Below are 16,639 nucleotides of genomic sequence, written 5' to 3'. Positions count from 1 at the left end.
GCGTTCCACGACGGCGATCCGATCGGCTCGCGCGGCGGTGCCCAGCCGGTGCGCCACGACGACGGTGGTCCGGCCGCGCGTCAGCGATCGGCTCGCTACCAGCACCGATGCCTCGGTCTCCGGATCGAGGGTGGCGGTGGCCTCGTCGAGCAGCAGCAGATCCGGACGGACCAGTTCGGCCCTGGCGAGTGCGATCAGTTGGCGTTGGCCCGCCGAGAGGCCGCGGCCGCGCTCGCCGATCGGATGACGCATGCCCTGCGGTAGCGCGGCGATCATGTCGGCCGCACCGACCGCGGTGGCCGCGGCCGCGATCTCCGCTTCGGTCGCGGAAGGTTTCCCGAATGCAATGTTGCTGGCGACGTCGCCGGTGAAGAGGTGAGCTTCCTGGGGGACGATGCCGAGCCGGGCGCGGTAGTCGGTGAGGCGGTAGTCACGGATGTCGATGTCGTCGACGGCGATCGCACCCGGGGTGTCGCGGGGCAGATCGTAGAGGCGGGCCAGCAACTTGACGATGGTCGATTTGCCCGCGCCCGTCGGTCCGACCAAAGCCAGCGTGGATCCGGCCGGAATCCGCAGTGATACTCCGTCGAGGGCAGGATTCTCGGTGCTCGGATAGTGGAATCGGATGTCGTCGAGCACGACCTCGCCGCGCAATCCGTGGTCGATCACGATCGCGTCCGGTGGATCGGCGGCGATCGAGGACGGGGTGCGCAGCAGGTCGCCGATGCGGCGCAGACCGACGCGCGCCTGCTGGTAGCCGTCGAAAACCTGGGACAACTGCAGGATCGGGCCGAAGAGCAGCTGCAGGTAGAGCACGAAGGCGATGAGTGTGCCCGCGGTCGTGGTGTTCTCGGCGACTTCGCGCGCGCCGAAGTACACGACCGCGGCCAGCGCCAGATCGGCCCAGGCGATGACGAAGGCGAAGTACATGGCGATCGCGCGCTGGGCGCGCATCCGGCTGGCACGGTAGCGATCGGAGTATTCGGCGAAGCGGCGGGCGGCGATCGGCTCGTGCCGGTTGGCCTGGACGGCGCGCAGTCCGGCGACGTTTTCCTGGAAATCGGCATTGACGGTCGAGACGTGTTCGCGCGAGACGGTGTAGGCGGTCGAGGAGACGCGGCGGAACAGCGCCGTCGCGACCAGCAGCGGCGGCAGCGCGATCAGCACCACCGCGGCCAGCGAGGCATCGATGACCAATAGCGCCACCGCGATACCGACCAGGGTGAGTGCGCCGATCAGCGTGGTCGCGACGCCGGTTTGCAGGAAGGTCGAGAGTGCGTCCACATCGGTGGTCATCCGGGTCATGATGCGACCGGACAGCTCGCGCTCGTAGTAGTCCAATCCCAGCCGTTGCAGATGGGCGTAGCTGCGCACGCGGAGCCCGTAGAGGACGCGTTCGCCGCTGCGGGCGGTGAGGACGGTGGTCGCCGCGCCGACCGCGAGACCGAGCACGACCAAGACCGCGCCGAATGCGCCCGCCCGGGCGAGTGCGCTTGAATCATGGCCGCTCACACCGGAATCGATGGCATAGCGGACGATCGGCGGGAAGGCGACGCCGATGAGGGTGTCCAGTGCGAGCAGGGTGATAACGGTCAGAACCAGCCAGCGCACCGGACGCAACAGGCGAGTGAGTCGGAATCCGGGATCTGGTTGGCGCAGCTGTTCGTCGTCCAGGTCGGGTTGTTCGGTGGCCGGTGGCAGACGTTCGAGGGTGCGGCGCAATTCGGGGGTTTCGCTGAGATCGGCTGCGGCGCCCGAGAATCCGCCTGGGCCGCTGGTGGGTGTTGCGGTGCGTCGGGAACCGGCTGACGGTGGGATGTCGGCGATCGTGGCTTCATCGGTGGCGTATGAGACCGGCCCGGGGAGCCGGATCACCCGATCCGCATGGGCCAGCGTGGATTCCCGATGCGCCAGGATCAGTGTGGTGCGTCCGCCCACATCGGGCAGTTTCTCGAAGATGGCCGCCTCGGTCACCGCATCGACCGCGGAGGTCGCGTCATCGAGCACCAGAATCCGTGGCCGCGCCAATAGCGCCCTGGCCAAAGCGATGCGCTGCCGCTGCCCGCCGGACAGCGTCAATCCGCGTTCGCCGACCACGGTGTCGTAGCCGTCGGTGAGTTCGGTGATGAACTCGTCGGCCGCGGCAAGCTTTGCGGCATAGCGGATTTCGGCGTCGGTGGCCGCTGGTCGGCCGAGTGCGATATTCGCGGCAATGGTGTCGCTGAACAGGAACGGGTCGTCGAACACCACCCCGACCGCGCTGCGTAAATCGGATGCGCGCAGGTCGGCGATATCCACCTGCTCAGCGGATTCCCGGGATCCGAACAGGCGGATGGTGCCGGACTCCGGGGCGTAGAAGCGGGGGAGAAGCAGTGAGAGCGTTGATTTTCCGGAGCCCGCCGGGCCGATGATGGCGACAGTTTCGCCGGGCTGCACGGTCAGATCGAGGTCACGCAGGATGGGCTGCGAGGGCTCGAATCCGAACGTCAGCGAATCGATTTCGATGCCAAGGGGCCCATCGGGGAGCTCGGCGGGAGCGGGCGAGTCGGCGATTTCGGGCGCGGCGTCGATGACCTGGTAGACGCGCTCGGCGGCGGCCCTGGTCAGCTGGGCCATGATCACCACCGAGGACATGGTGCGGGTGGTGACGGTCATGGTGGTGACGTATGCGGAGAAGGCGAGAAAGGTGCCGATACCGATGACGTCGTGCAGGGCGAGCAGTCCGCCCACGACAATCACCGCGACCAGCCCGGCTTGCGGAATCGTGGTCACCACGGGTGCGAAGCGCGCATTGATCTTGGCGGCGCGCATGCGCTCGGCGTAGAGCACGCGCCCGTGCTCCTCCAGCACGCGCACCATCCGAGCTTCCTGCCCGAAGCCCTTGACCACCCGTACGCCGGTGACGGTCTCTTCGACATGCTGCGCGACCTCGGCGGCGCGCTGCTGCGCCGACCACGTCGCCGCGTACAGGCGGGGCCGCATCCGATATACCAGCACCGCGATGGCGGGGACCACCAGCAGTGCGACGGCGGCCAGCGGCGGCGACAGCCACACCATGACCGCGGCGGCCAGCAGGAACTCCAGCAATGCCAACCCGGACAGCGGCGTCATCGCCAAAAGGCCCTGCACCAACTGCAGATCCGTAATCGAACGCGACACCACCTGTCCGGTGCGCAGCGCGTCCTGCCCGACGCCGTCCAGTCGCTGTAGCGAGGCGAGCAGACTGACACGCAGCGAGTGCTGCACATCGAGGGAAAGCCGTCCGGCCAACATGCGGCGTCCGAAGGCCGCCGAGAAGCGGCCGAATGCGACAACGGCGAGTAGGGCCGCGATGGTCCCGATGACGGAGGTGTCACCGACTCCGGCCGCATCGACCGCCCGCTTGGTCAGCAGTGGCGCGGAGATCTCGACCAGTGCTCCGGCCGTCAATGCGATCGCGATGCCAGTGACCGTGCCCCGGTGGCTCCAACACTCGGTCCACAGCCTGCGCATCCAACCCATACCGCGCTCGGTCACTTCCGCTGCTCACCCCGTCTTGTCGTGCTTGTACCGACGGTAATGACACGTGTCGCACCGCTGTTTGTTCCCCGCCGCCGGGGCCGGATCAGATGTCGCGTGTGCGAAGCAACCACCAGGCCCCGCCCGCGGCGGCGATGGTCCAGAGAATGAGGACCACCAGGGCGGCGGGGGTGGGGGCCAGGAAGTCGCTGTCTTTGAAGGAACCGACGGCGACGGTGCTGACGGTGGCGGAGCCAGGCAGCACGGTGACCACTCCGGCGAGGCCGATTGCTTTAGCGACGACCCAGATCAACGGTTCGATGATCACCAGCCAGCCGAGCATCGCCACGACCGCGGTGGTGGAGGTGCGCAGCAGCAGGCCCAGGCCGGCGCCGATCAGGGACCAGCAGACCGCGGCGAGCAGTCCGCCGCCGAGGACCGCGAGGAAGCGCACTCCGAAGTCGAATTTGCCGCGGCCGAAGCCGAGCAGGCAGGCGAAGGCGATGAGTTCGACGACGAAGGTCGCTGCCAGGGCGAAGCCCGCGGTGACGAGGAACTTCGCGGCGACCAGCCGGTCCCGGTCGGCGGTGAACAGGGCGGTGGTCGGCATTGTCGCGTAACGGTATTCGGCTCCCGCACCGGTCGCGCCGAAGGCACCGGCCACCACGATCGCGACCGCGAGACCGATATAGAGCCCGATGGTCGCCGCGCCCGTGGCCGGATTGGATTTCGGATCGGCGGGTCCGGCGAGCAGTACGGTCACCGTGCTCGCGACGAGCGCGACCGCGGGAATCAGCGCGGCCAGGATTCGGCCGGCGCGCAGTGTGCTGACCTTGCGGACCTCGGAGTTGACGGCCGGAACGAGGTCCGGTGGCAGAACGGCGATCATCGTGTAATCCCGTAGGGGGTCGGTTGCTGCGGTGCGATCCCGGCATAGGGTGCGGGCTGGGGTGGGCGGGCCGGTTTGACCAATGAGGCGAGCACTCGGTCGGGATGGATCTGGTCGGCGACGATATTGTCCACGCGCACACCGGCCGCCGTCGCAGCCGCGCGGATCTGCGCTTCGGTCGCTTCGGCGACGGCGAGGCGTCCGTCGGGGCGGATCACCGCATCGGTGAAGCCCTGTGCGGCCAACATTGTCGCGAGTGCGATCGGGGTCGATGCGGCGACGACCAGTCGATCGGGGTGTCCGCGCCGAAGCCGGGCAGGGGTGCCCTGATAGACCACCGAGCCCTCGCTCACGACAATGATGTTGTCCGCCATCGGAATCACGTTCGCGAGGCTTTCGCTGGACAACAGGGCCGAGCCACCGCGACGGGTGTGCCGCCGCAGGACGTCCGCCAGCCAGGCGCGTTCCGCCGCGTCGAGACCGGCCGAGGGCTCGTCGAGAATCAGCAGCTGCGGGTCGCCCAGCAGCGCGGTTGCCAGGGCCAGCCGAGTCTGCGATCCGTCCGACAGCTCGCCCGCCCGTGTCCTCGCCAACTCACCGAGGCCGACCACCTGGATCACCTCGTCGACCCGTGCGTCCTCGACTCCCGCGGCCGCCGCATAGACCAGCAGATGATCACGCGCGCTTCGAGCCGGGTGCAGCCCACGTGGCTGCAACATGCCGCCGACGACAACCGCGGATCCGTCGCGCCGCCGCGAGCCCGGCCCGCCGACCGCAGCGGTTCCGGACGTCGGCTGGTGTAGACCGAGCAGGATTCGCAGGATCGTCGACTTACCCGCGCCCGCCGGACCGACCAGGGCGGCGGTGGTACCGGACGGCACGGTGAAGCTCACGTTTTCGACCGCGGTGACCAGGTCGTAGCGCTTGGTCAGGCCGCGGACGGCGAAGGCGAGCGGTCGGCCCGCGTTCATCGTGGAGTGGTCGGGGGTTGCGGCTTGGCCGGATCCAGGGCGGGCAGCGGGTCGGCGTCGATGACGAGCTGCCGATCGGCGGGCCAGGTCACCGGCGCGGGTCCGAATGCCTTGCGCGCGTTGCCGATCGTGGTCTTGCCGAGCGCCCGATTGCCGACGCTGCCGATCACCGCTCCGATACCGGCGGGTACCACCTTGCCGGCCATCAATGCGGCCCGCTTGGTGATGAAGCGGATGATGAATCGCTTGAGCAGCGAATCGTTCATGCTCGACAGGCCGGGAATCCTATTGGCGAACAGCGTGCCCCAGTTCTTCGCCGAATGACCGACCGTCTTCTCGACGATCTCCATCCCGCTCTCACCGAGCACGACCGCGAGCACCAGCGCCCGCCGCGTCTCTTGGTCCTCGGGAGAGATGCCGTGTACGGCCGCGACGGCCAGCGTGAACACCGCGGACGCTTCCATGAAGAAGGTGGTTTCGGCACTGACCGCCGCGAGTGCCGCGATGGTGCCGACTCCCGGCACCGCGGCCGTCGCGCCGACCGCACCGCCACTGCCGGTGACCGCGAGCAGGTACTGGTGCTCCAGCCGCTCGATGATCTGCGCGGGATTCTCCGACGGATGCGAACGCCGCAGCCGGTCCACGTACTTGGCGACCGCGGGCGCCTGCAGGCGGGACCCGGTATCGAGTAGCTGGACCACCGTCTTCTCGAACGTGCCTTTGAACACGGCGATATCCTCCTCTTCCGCCCTTACGGAACGACCTTATTGCACCGGCCGCCATCAACTCGTCATGACAACGATGTACCCGGTCGGCCGGGTTCCCGATGGGGGATGGCAGCCGGCGGGGTGGGTGTACCCAGTGTCGGTTCGATCACGCCGGTTCGCGCAGGGCAGGGACCCTTTCCGTGAGCGGTGGCGGTGGTGGTGGGGTGCCGTCGCCGAATGGCCTGCCGCCCAGCGCTTCTCGGCCGTGCGGGGTCAGCCAGTTGGTCAGCTCCGGACCTTTGGGCACGATCTGGGTCGGGTTGATATCGGCGTGCACCACGTAGTAGTGCTCTTTTATCTGGCCGAAATCGACGGTGTCACCGAATCCTGGTGTCTGGTACAGATCGCGCGCATAGGCCCAGAGCACCGGCATTTCGGTCAGCTTGGAGCGGTTGGTCTTGAAGTGGCCGTGATAGACCGGATCGAAGCGGACCAGCGTGGTGAACAGCCGCACATCGGCCTCGGTAATGGTGTCGCCCACCAGGTAGCGCTGGGTGGTGAGGCGTTCGGACAGCCAGTCCAACCGCGCGAAGAGTCGATCGTAGGCCGCCTCGTACGCGTCCTGCGTTCCGGCGAATCCACACCGGTAGACGCCATTGTTGACATCCCGGAAGACCGCCAGGTTCACCTCGTCGATCTCTGCCCGCAACTCCTGCGGATATAGCTGCGGCGCGCCGGGGCGATGGAATGCGGTCCATTCGGTGGCGAAGTCGAGTGTGATCTGCGCGTAGTCGTTGGTCGCCACCTGCCCGGTGGGGACATCGACGACCGCGGGCACTGTGATGCCGCGCGGATAGTCCGGGAATCTCGCAAGGTACGCATCACGCAACCGGGCGATGCCGAGCACCGGATCCACCCCACGGGGATCCAGATCGAAGGTCCAGCTGTGCCTGTCGTGCGTCGGTCCGCACAACCCGAGCGAAATGACTTCTTCCAGTCCCAGCAGCCTGCGCACGATCAGCGTGCGGTTGGCCCACGGACAGGCCCGCGCCGCGACCAGCCGATAGCGGCCGGGCTCGACCGGATACCCGTCGCGGCCGTCAGCGGTAATGCGTGTGGTGATGTAATTCGTATCTCGCTTGAACTCACCGGCTTCGACGTACGAGCCGCTTTCCGATACCGACTTGGTCACGCGCCTAGTCTCGCAGATCGACGCCTGAGGGGATGCCCGCCAACGGGTTGGGGGAGCCCGGGGATGGCGGCCGGCGGGGTGGGTGTGCCTACTCTTGCCGAATGAGTGATACCAAGGCCACCAGGCTGAGCCGGGAAACCACCGACGCCGGCGCCGAGGTCGCGACCCTCACCCTGGCCAATCCGCCGCTGAACCTATTCGACCGGTCGATGCTCGACGCGCTCGTCGAGGATCTCGCCGAGCTGTCGGCCAACCCGCCGCGCGCGGTGCTGCTGCGAGCCGAGGGCAAGCTCGTCTCGGGTGGCGTCGACGTGCACGTCTTCGACGGGCTGACGATCGAGCAGGGCGCTGAGCTGTGGCGCACCCTGTTCGCGCAGATCATCCATCCGCTGGAGGCGCTGCCGTGTCCAGTGGTCTTCGCCGCGCACGGCCTGACCCTGACCGCCGCGTTCGAAATGGCCCTGGCGTGCGACATCATCCTGGCCGCGCCGAAGGCGAAATTCGGGCTGGTGGAGACGGTCGTCGGCCTGACGCCGTCGATGGGCGGGCCACAGCGACTGGCCGAGCGCGCTGGTTCGGGCCGCGCCCGCGAATTCGTGATGACCGGTGACCTCTACGACGCCGCGACCATGGCCGAATGGGGCGTGGTCAACGCCATCCACGACGATGTCGACGCCGCCGCACGGGAATTGACGAATCGCCTGGCCCAGGGCCCGACCCGGGCGCATGCCGCGACCAAGCAGATCATCGAGGCGTGGCGCTCCGGCGGTGTGGCGCACGCGGATTCGGTGACGCCGGAGGTGTCCGGTGCACTGTTCGACACGGCGGATCTGCGCGGCGCGGTGCGCAGCTTCCTGGAGGTCGGACCGGGAAAGGCGACGTACACCGGCCGGTGACAGCCGGGACACGTTCCTCGCCTATGCCAGCGAAAATGTGACTCGCGTCATATAGTCGCAAGGGCCTGAAGCTCGAGGCGCGTGCGGAGGACTCATGTCGCAGTTTTTGGTCGAATATCCACTCAACCGTCCGCATGCCCGCGACGCACCGCTGGCCCGCGGCGCCGATGGGGTGCTGCGCTACGGCAACCTCACCCCGGCGCTGACCGAACTATTGGATCTGCAGGTGCACGCCTTCTCGACCAGGGAGGCGGTGGTGGAGATCGGCGGCCCCCGGCTGAGTTATCGGGAACTGTGGCACTCCGCCTCCCGCATCGCGGGCGGTCTGCAGGAACACGGCATCGGCTTCGGCGACCGGGTCGCCATCCACATGCCAACGGGCGCGCGCTGGGTACAGGCCTTCCTCGGGGCGCTGCTCAGCGGCGCGGTCCCGGTGCTGGTGCACGACGGACTGCCCGATGCGGTGGCCGAGCGCGTGATTGCCGACAGCAGTACCGATTTCGTACTCGGCGGTGGCAGCGACGAACTGCCCGACGGCGCCGCCTTCATCGATGACGGCGCGGCCCTGAACGATCTGGCACTGCTCTGCTACACCAGTGGCGCCGGGCCGTGTCCGGTCAATGCCACCGTCGCGCCCAAGGGCGTCGAGCTGACCAACGAAAATCTGCTTTCGGCGATCCGTTCTGTTGTCGCGGCGCTGGATCTGCCGACCGACGGGCTGCGCAATCTGGTGCTGTTACCGCTGGCGCATGCGAGCGGCTGCGTGGACCAACTGCTGCCTACCTTCGCGGTCGGCGGCACGGTCGTGCTCGCGCCGGATAGTCGCAGTCTCGCGGAAACCATTGTCTCCGAACGGATCGATATGGTTTCCGCGACACCACGCGTCTTCGCTCGCCTGCTGCCCGAACTCGCGGCGCTGCGTACCGACGGACTGTGTACCGACGGCATTGTTCGGGTCAGCAATGCAGGGCATCGGGGCGAACGTGCCGCCGCTCCCACCGATCCCGCGGATCTTGCCGCCCCCCTGCGGGATATGTTCCCGGCCGCGCGGCGGTGGTCGGTCTGGGGCGCGACCGAAACCAGCGGCATCGGCCTGGTCGTCGACGACGACACCGATACCGCGCCCGGCGCGGATCCGGTGCTCGGATTCGCCTTCGGCGGTACCGAATTGGCGCTGTGGGGGCCGCAGGCGCAGACCGGGCACGGCGAATTGCTGTGTCGCGGACCGAATGTCACCCACCGCTACTGGAACGATCCGGAGACCACCGCAGACCGCTTCACCGGAAGTTGGTTCCACACCGGCGATCAGGTCAGCATCGACGCCGACGGTCTGGTCCGACGCGAGCGGGCGCAGGCGGGGTGACTCACTCGAGCATGCGGTCGCGCAATCGCGCGCGCAGGTCGGCGGTGAATCCGATGGCGGTCAGGTAGGTCTCGAAATCACCGTGGCTTTGGTGCACCGTATCCGTCGCGATGCGCAGGTAGTCCTCGCGCACGCCGAGGATATCGATGGAAAGTTCAGCTCCCGCAGTGAGTTTCGGCGCCATCATGGCGCGCAGGGCGGGGACGGCGTCATTGCTGGCCATGAAGTCGGCGAGCACATCGGCCTCGCCGACCGCGACCGCGCGCAGCAGGGTCGCGATCGCCCATCCGGTGCGGTCCTTACCCGCCGCGCAGTGCACCAGCACCGCGCCGTCGCCCTGGGCGATCGTCTCGGCGATGGCGATGATCGCGGTATTGGCCTCCGGCCGGGCCGGGAAGTCGCGGTAGACCTCGAGCATGTGCGGGAAAGCGGCGTCGGTCTGCGCATCGTGCGGCGGCGCCTCGGCCATCCGGGAGTCGAACGGTGTGACGTTCAGTCGCACGCCCTCGGGCAGATTGTCGTGGCCGATGTGCTCGATCTCGCGCGGCCCGCGCAGGTCGAAGACATCGGTAACGCCGAGTTCGCGCAGGATCGCGTGTCCGGGCAGATCGAGGCCGCTCAGCTGAGCCGAGCGCAACAGCACGCCGGGGCGGATCCGCGCGCCGTCGACGGTGCGCAGACCGCCGAGATCGCGGAAGTTGAACGTGCCGGTCAGATAGAACTGGTCGGCGGAGGGCGAGAGAGTCACCGGTCCAGGCTAGCTACCTCGCGGTGTCGGCACGGTGTCGATCGCGGAACCGTCAGCAGTCCAGTTCGCGAGGTATTGGTGTGTGATGCGCCACAGGACATCGGGGCGGTACCGGCTCGTACCGTAGTCTGGTCGATGGTCTATCTCGCGTTGGGCAGACGCGAGAGTGACACCCAGGGAGGCGATTCCGGTGAACACCGCTCGATCGCAGCGGGATTCCGGTTGGGTAACAAAACATTCTTCCAGTCTGGAAATACCCATCGAACCCGTTCTTAAACCCTGGAAACCCTCTACCATTGATGAATGTTGGACTGGGCATCCAGGAAATTCCCTAGCGGGGGATTCATGAGAGCCGCCTGTCATGGTCAGCGAGTCGCGCCAACGAGGGTGCGCGAGTTCTTTCCTCGAGGGAGTCATCGTTGAGCGTACGTGGAGAAATAGCGGCGGCCAGGCTGCGGCCGACCATCTGTGAGGCCGTCGAGAAGGCGGCTGCCTCGCTCGATTTCACCGGAGTGCGAGCACTTCGGGTGCTGCTGCATGCCGGTGTGAGCGCGTACTGGCCGCTGGTCAAGGCGGCTCCGGCCAAGCAGGCCCGCAGGTACGAGGCGACCGCGCATCAGTTGGCCGAACGGTGGGAGGCGCAGACCGAATGTGTCGCCGACCCGCAGGCCACGGCCCTGTTCCGCGAGATGGACTCCGAGGTCGCGAGCTTCCTGGATCTCTGCGCCGACCGTTCGGGCGCGCAGTGGTTGGAGCCGACGGATGCCATCGCGGCCTACGCGGTCTCGGTGCTGCAGGGCACGGTGCTGCGCTGGCTCGCGGATTGCAATGACGAAACGATGCTGGTGGTGCTCGACGACCTGGTCAGCAGCCTGGCCAGCCGGGCCGCCGAAGTCTGATTCCCGCAATACTGGACGTTTGACCAGTTTGGTGGTTGAGTGGGTCTGGTGACAGACACGTCGCCGATCGTCGCACTGCATGCGGCCACGGCCGAGCTGGACCCGCCGCTGGCTGCCCTCGACCTGACCGCGCTGCGCGCCAACGCCGCTGACCTGGTCCGTCGCGCGGGTGGAGTGCCCATCCGCGTCGCGAGTAAATCGGTGCGCTGCCGCGCGGTGCTCGAAGAGGTGCTCGGCGCCGAGCTCACCGCGTCCGGCGGCTTCGCGGGCATCATGTCCTACTCACTGGCGGAGGCCATCTGGCTGGTCCGCCTCGGCGCGCGCGATGTGCTGCTCGGCTATCCGACCGTCGACCGCGCGGCGCTCGCCGAACTCGCCACCGATGACACGCTGCGCCAATCCATTACGTTGATGGTCGATGATGTCGCGCAGTTGGACCTGATCCGCGCCGCGGTCGGCACCGATCTGGTGCGGCCCCGGATCTGCCTCGATGTGGACGCCTCGCTGCGAATCGGACCGCTGCACTTGGGTGTTCGGCGCTCGCCGGTGCGCACTCCCGAACAGGTCGCCGCGCTCGCGCGCGAGGCTGTGAACCGTGGATTCGACGTGGTCGGCGTAATGACATACGAGGCGCAGATCGCCGGGCTACCCGATTCCAATATCGCTGTGCGCCTGGTGAAGCGGGCCTCGGCGGCCGAAATCGGCAAGCGGCGCAGACAAGTTCTGGACGCGGTGCGCTCGGTCGTCGGCAAGCTGGAGATCGTCAATAGCGGTGGCTCCGGATCCATCGAGGTCAGCGTCACCGATCCGGATGTCACCGAGGTGACCGCAGGCTCCGGGCTGTATGTGCCGACGCTGTTCGATCACTACCGCGCCTTCACCCCGCGTCCAGCGCTGTTCTTCGCCACCTCGGTGCTGCGCAAGCCGACCCCGTCCATCGCAACGGTTTTCGCGGGCGGGTACATCGCCTCCGGACCGGCCGGGGCGTCGCGGGTGCCGAAGCCGGCGTGGCCCACCGGCTTGAAGCTGCTCGGCACCGAGGGTGCGGGCGAGGTGCAGACGCCGCTCTCGGGAGCCGCCGAACTGCGGATCGGCGATCGGGTGTGGTTCCGGCATGCCAAGGCCGGGGAGTTGTGCGAGCGATTCAACCACGTCCACTTGGTTGATGCGGACGGCACTCGGACAACGGTGCCCACTTATCGCGGTGAAGGTAACTGCTTCGGCTGAGCCGACTGCTAATTGCGAATTGCGCGTGATCGCAATTTCAAGATCGAATTCCACTAAAAGAACCAACCGGTTCGGACTGAATATTTCGGTCACGAATCGAGCAAATGCTGAAAGAAATATTCAGCTGAGTTGTAGGAATGTCGCCAGATCGGATAGATCGTCCGGCGTACTCGGCAGATATTCGGTGAGCAATGGTGACCGAATGATGACGGCCTTCCACATGGCCCGACACAGCGTCGCCTGAACCAGGCTGCGCGACAGCAGGAATCGCATACCGTAGGGCGCGTCGGCGGGACTGGAGGTGGTCATCGACATGAGCACCACCGCCGCCTCCCGACCGCGGAATCGCTCGGCGGTGCCGACCAGCACATCCTCGATCTTGGCCCGGGCCAGCAGCGTTCGGATCAGTCCGACCTGGGCGCTGTACGGCGCGACCACGAGGATGTCGTGCGGATGCAGCCGTCGCGTCATCGCACCGGTCATCCACGAGACCCCGAGCAGGGCACGCACCCGGCGGACCACCTCGCGGGCCTCGGCCATCGATTCGGTCGAATCGCCGCTGTGTGCCACCAGCACCGTCTCCACGCCGGGTTCGATGCCCTCCAATTGCCGGGCGAGCGTGACGGTTTCGTTGGAGCGCAGCCGGTTGTCGTAGTACAGCCGGGAGATCGGATCGCAGACGCGCGGGTGCATCCGCCAGGTGCGGTCCAGGAAGTAGCCGCGGTCGGCGGGCAGGGTGTGGCGGCCCTCGGTGAGCCAGCCGAGCACCGATTCGTCGACCGGTTCCGGATGCGCGCTGCGTGCCGAGGACGGAGCCGGATCACCGAGCAGCAGCAGATTGCGCGCACTCACCGCGACCGCGACGGTATCGGCGAGTGGGAAGCGGCCCGCATCGGCGATCACCAGCAGATCGAGACTGTCGCCGGGCACCACCTCGTCATCGGCGAAATCGGCCGGTACGCCGCCGATTACGCAGCCGTTGACCGCATTGTCCAGGAACCGCGGATAACGCGTGCCGTCGATCACCGACCACTCCGGCGCCACCGCCTCGACATCCTTCTTGGCCAGCAGTTCCGGCAGCACGCCCATCGCGACGATCATGTCGAGCAGGCTCTCCACCGTCGAATGCGTCTGCGCGACAATGCCGACGCGCCACTTGTGCCGCGTGACCAGACGTTCGATCGCCCTGGCGACGGTGGAGGTCTTGCCCGTGCCCGACGGCCCCTGCACCGCGAGGTAGGACTCGTCGAGATCGCGCAGCGCGGCCGTGATGGCCGCCGCGTGGTCACCGTGCACATCCGGTAGCCGCTCGGCACGCCGAAGGCGCGGGGGTCGGCGGGCAAGGATGTCGAAGACCGCCCCCGCCGGGATCTCCGGTAATGCCATCAGCAGTTGCTGAGCGGCGAATTCGACGGCGGTCTCGATATTCTCGTCCCAGGCGGGCAAGCCGGGTGCTATCGCGGTCGGCAGCTCGTCGTAGGGTTCGCAGCCGTGCGGCAGTAGTTCCTCCAGCCGCACGGTGTCGTCGAAGTTCGCGTCCACCGAGCAGCCGAGCACGGTCGCGGTGGCGGTCGCGCGTCGGCCGACGGCGGTAATCATCCCGGCGGCGACCGGCTGATCGTAGAAGGTGTACACGGTGGCGCCCGGCGTCAGCACCGTGCCGGTCGCGGCGCCGCCCGCGGTATCGCTGCCGCCCCAGCCGATGCCGATGCGTCCGGTCAGTGTGAGGTATCTGCGCATGGTCGGCTGGTGTGGGCTGCGATGCCATTTGGTGTCGACCGTGCCCCAATCGGCCACCAATACCCCTGGCGCGTCGGCCCATTCGTCGACCGGATGACTGAGCCGGTCGGCATGTGCCCACCACAGCGGCTGTCGTTCGCGCCGGTGATAGCCGAGCGCCGCCGCCATCAATGCCGCGGGATGGCGTGGCTCGCCCTGTGCCGCCGCGAATTCCGCGAGTGCGGCCTCGATCGACGACGGCCGCGACGGCGGCAGCGGATCGGGCTCCTCCGGACTCGGCACCAGGCACCACGAACTCGCCTGATCCAGGAGCACCGCATCCGAGTCCACGCGCCGTTCGGCAACCCGATCCAGCAGCCAGTCGCGTAGCCGCAGCACGGTGACGCAATCGCGTTCCTGGCCCGCGGCATTCGGCAGCAGCCGCCGCAGTCGACTCAGCCGATAGGAGCGTTCCCCGATCAGCAGGGCATTGCGCACGATCGGATACAGATCGACGAGCACACCGGCATGCAGCAGATCCTCGACAGTCTCCTCGCCGACCCCGTACCGACCGGTCCACCGCAGCAGCGCCGAGCGCACGCCGGATGTGTAGTGGTACACACGCATATCCGGATACATCCGCAGCCTTCGCGCGACGAAGTCGAGCACCTCGTCCAAAGCACGCCGCTGCCCGGCCTCCTCGTCGGCGATATCGGTCATCGCCCGATACGGTGCGCGCGCCGCGCCGAAAGGAGCGCGGAAGGCCAGATGGACCGTGCCGTTGCCGCCCACCTCGATACCGAGCAGCCGACCCGATGAGTCCTCCTCGATGGTCAGTGCGAGGTCCTCCGGTGACGGTGGCGGCAACGCGCCCAGCGCGATCGCGTCGACCAGCGTGTGAGTCGGCCGACCGGAATCTTCTCGAGCCAGCTGGATTTCGGCTTGGCGATGCAATGCACTGAAGGTGCGCGGCGGGAGGCCGGGCACGGTCGCGGTGCTGCTGGCCAGCCGGTCGATGGTGCTCACCCCGGCCTCGCGCAACCTGGCCCGCGCGGTGCGCGGCATACCGGCGACCAGCAGCAGGTCGCGTGCCGCCGAGATCGCGCTGGTGCAGGTCGGGCAGTGGCCGCAGGCGAGATAGCGCGGATCGCCCCACTGCACGGGCAGCAACTCGCTCAGCTTGTCTTCCAGGATCCGTTCCACCCGACCGCGCCGAGCCAGATACACCGGCAGCAGATCAGTGAGCGCGAGGGTCTCGCTGTTCTCGTCCAGGTGCAACCGGACCAGGGGAGCGGTGAGCGCGCCGCTGCGGTCCAAAGCGTCGGCGCAGGCGGCGAGTTCGAGTGCCGCGTCGATCCGATCCGGTGGTCCCGCCGCGGTGCCGTGCACGGTGTAGCGCACCCGATGACCGGCCCGAACCAGAAAATCGCTGGTACAGACGAATTTTCCGTCGAAGAAGGTGGCGCCGTGGATCACGTGCGCACCGGCCCGCAGTGCCGCGACCGTCTCGGCATTGGCGGCCCGCAGCGCGGCGATATAACTTTCGGGATCGGCCGCCGGATCGTGCGCGGCGCAATGGATCTCCACCATCCGACTGCCGAACCGATCACGGAAATCCGCGAGCCTGCGTGCGCGCGCATCGTCGAATGCGCTGCGCTGCGCATGATCCGGCGCCACATCCGCCGTGCCCGAGATGGTGCCCAGTTCGGTATCGAGGACACGCAGCAACTCGAATTCACACTGCGCCGCGCGCACCAGGTCGACGGCGGAACAGACGACACGATCACCGAACACGATCAAACGCGGCCTCCTGTGTCTTCGCCGGACACGGACGGCAACACTGTAGCTAGCCGCGTTGCCTGTGTTGAATTCGGTGTCCGCGGGGCCCTGCGTGGTTACGCAAGCTACCGCCTACGGGCCCGTCGCTCCCACCGGCGGTTTACCCCTCCCCGGTTCAGGAGCGTGGCTTGCGCCGTTCCGGTCGCTTGCCGCCGTCGCGATCGCGACGCGGTCCGGGACGGAACGGACGTCCGTTCGGCGGGCCGGAATCGAGTTGCAGCTGGATTAGCTGGCCGCTGATCCTGGTGCGCCGCAATGCTTCCAGCGTCTCTGAGGATAGGTCTGCGGGCAGTTCGACCAGGCTGTGGTCGGGGCGGATGCTGATATGGCCGAAATCGCTGCGGCGCAGTCCGCCCTCATTGGCGATGGCGCCGACGATCGCGCCGGGCACCACCCGATGCCGCTTGCCGACACTGATCCGGTAGGTCGCCAATTCGGCTCCGCTCGCGCGGTGGTGCGATGGACCGCGGTCCTCGCCCTCGAACCGGCGCGCGGGCCGATCCCCGCGTGGCATGCGTTCGCGCTGCGGGCGTTCGACCGGCTCCGGCTCGGGCTCCATGAAGAAGTTGTCGCCGTCGTAGCCGCTGACCGCGAGCGCCGCCGCGATATCCACGAGCGGAATGTTGTGCTCGCGTTCGTAATCCTCGATGAGCTTGCGGAACAGCGCCAGATTCGTCGAGCTGAGGTTCTC

General features: G+C 67.6%; 12 protein-coding genes. 4 read left to right on the top strand and 8 right to left on the bottom strand.

Annotated features, from left to right (window positions below):
- From ON44_RS26805 to ON44_RS26785, 5 genes are all read right to left on the bottom strand, one after another.
- On the bottom strand, positions 1-3,501 hold a 3,501-nt coding region (locus ON44_RS26805; RefSeq protein ID WP_040695050.1), incomplete at its 3' end, for an ABC transporter ATP-binding protein.
- Positions 3,502-3,604: 103 nt separating this feature from the next.
- On the bottom strand, positions 3,605-4,387 hold the full coding sequence (locus tag ON44_RS26800; protein ID WP_040695048.1) for an ABC transporter permease: 783 nt from the start codon (positions 4,385-4,387) through the stop codon (positions 3,605-3,607).
- Positions 4,384-5,358 (bottom strand): ABC transporter ATP-binding protein, encoded by a 975-nt coding sequence (locus ON44_RS26795; RefSeq protein WP_040695047.1) that lies wholly within the window; start codon positions 5,356-5,358, stop codon positions 4,384-4,386. Before ON44_RS26795 ends, ON44_RS26800 begins: the two co-directional genes overlap by 4 nt.
- Positions 5,355-6,086: a membrane protein gene (locus ON44_RS26790; protein WP_040695046.1), complete on the bottom strand. Its 732-nt coding sequence runs from the start codon at positions 6,084-6,086 to the stop codon at positions 5,355-5,357. Before ON44_RS26790 ends, ON44_RS26795 begins: the two co-directional genes overlap by 4 nt.
- Positions 6,087-6,231: 145 nt before the next feature.
- Positions 6,232-7,257 carry a glutathione S-transferase family protein gene (locus tag ON44_RS26785; RefSeq protein ID WP_040695045.1) on the bottom strand — a complete coding sequence of 342 codons (1,026 nt, stop codon included), beginning with the start codon at positions 7,255-7,257 and terminating at the stop codon, positions 6,232-6,234.
- Positions 7,258-7,358: 101 nt separating this feature from the next.
- On the opposite strand from ON44_RS26785, the gene ON44_RS26780 reads away from it, so the two are divergent.
- Positions 7,359-8,153 carry an enoyl-CoA hydratase/isomerase family protein gene (locus ON44_RS26780; RefSeq protein ID WP_040695043.1) on the top strand — a complete coding sequence of 265 codons (795 nt, stop codon included), beginning with the start codon at positions 7,359-7,361 and terminating at the stop codon, positions 8,151-8,153.
- 94 nt (positions 8,154-8,247) lie between these two features.
- Complete coding sequence (locus ON44_RS26775) at positions 8,248-9,516, top strand: class I adenylate-forming enzyme family protein (RefSeq protein ID WP_040695042.1); 1,269 nt, start codon at positions 8,248-8,250, stop codon at positions 9,514-9,516.
- A 1-nt stretch (position 9,517) separates the two neighbouring features.
- Here the strand turns inward: ON44_RS26775 and ON44_RS26770 are convergent, their stop codons facing one another.
- Positions 9,518-10,264 (bottom strand): tyrosine-protein phosphatase, encoded by a 747-nt coding sequence (locus ON44_RS26770; RefSeq protein ID WP_040695041.1) that lies wholly within the window; start codon positions 10,262-10,264, stop codon positions 9,518-9,520.
- A 419-nt stretch (positions 10,265-10,683) separates the two neighbouring features.
- Between ON44_RS26770 and ON44_RS26765 the strand changes: the two genes are divergently transcribed.
- Positions 10,684-11,163, top strand: a complete 480-nt coding sequence (locus ON44_RS26765; protein ID WP_040695039.1) for a hypothetical protein — start codon at positions 10,684-10,686, stop codon at positions 11,161-11,163.
- Positions 11,164-11,202: 39 nt separating this feature from the next.
- Complete coding sequence (locus tag ON44_RS26760; RefSeq protein ID WP_085998624.1) at positions 11,203-12,390, top strand: amino acid deaminase/aldolase; 1,188 nt, start codon at positions 11,203-11,205, stop codon at positions 12,388-12,390.
- A 120-nt stretch (positions 12,391-12,510) separates the two neighbouring features.
- On the opposite strand, the gene ON44_RS26755 is transcribed toward ON44_RS26760, so the two are convergent.
- Positions 12,511-15,903, bottom strand: coding sequence for an AAA domain-containing protein (locus ON44_RS26755; protein ID WP_245567348.1), 3,393 nt, complete (start codon positions 15,901-15,903; stop codon positions 12,511-12,513).
- Positions 15,904-16,063: 160 nt separating this feature from the next.
- The coding region (locus tag ON44_RS26750; RefSeq protein ID WP_040695036.1) for a DbpA RNA binding domain-containing protein at positions 16,064-16,639 on the bottom strand (576 nt) is incomplete at its 5' end.

The sequence above is a fragment of the Nocardia vinacea NBRC 16497 genome (assembly GCF_000308835.1).
GTDB lineage: Bacteria > Actinomycetota > Actinomycetes > Mycobacteriales > Mycobacteriaceae > Nocardia > Nocardia vinacea.
Note: the sequence above shows the minus strand (reverse complement) of the source record. Positions and strands in the feature narration are given on the sequence as shown.

Excerpts from the sequence above, each read along its gene's own strand:
- ON44_RS26800 (WP_040695048.1), bottom strand. The coding sequence starts at position 4,387 with ATGATCGCCGTTCTGCCACCGGACCTCGTTCCGGCCGTCAACTCCGAG.
- ON44_RS26795 (WP_040695047.1), bottom strand. The coding sequence starts at position 5,358 with ATGAACGCGGGCCGACCGCTCGCCTTCGCCGTCCGCGGCCTGACCAAG.
- ON44_RS26780 (WP_040695043.1), top strand. The coding sequence starts at position 7,359 with ATGAGTGATACCAAGGCCACCAGGCTGAGCCGGGAAACCACCGACGCC.
- ON44_RS26775 (WP_040695042.1), top strand. The coding sequence starts at position 8,248 with ATGTCGCAGTTTTTGGTCGAATATCCACTCAACCGTCCGCATGCCCGC.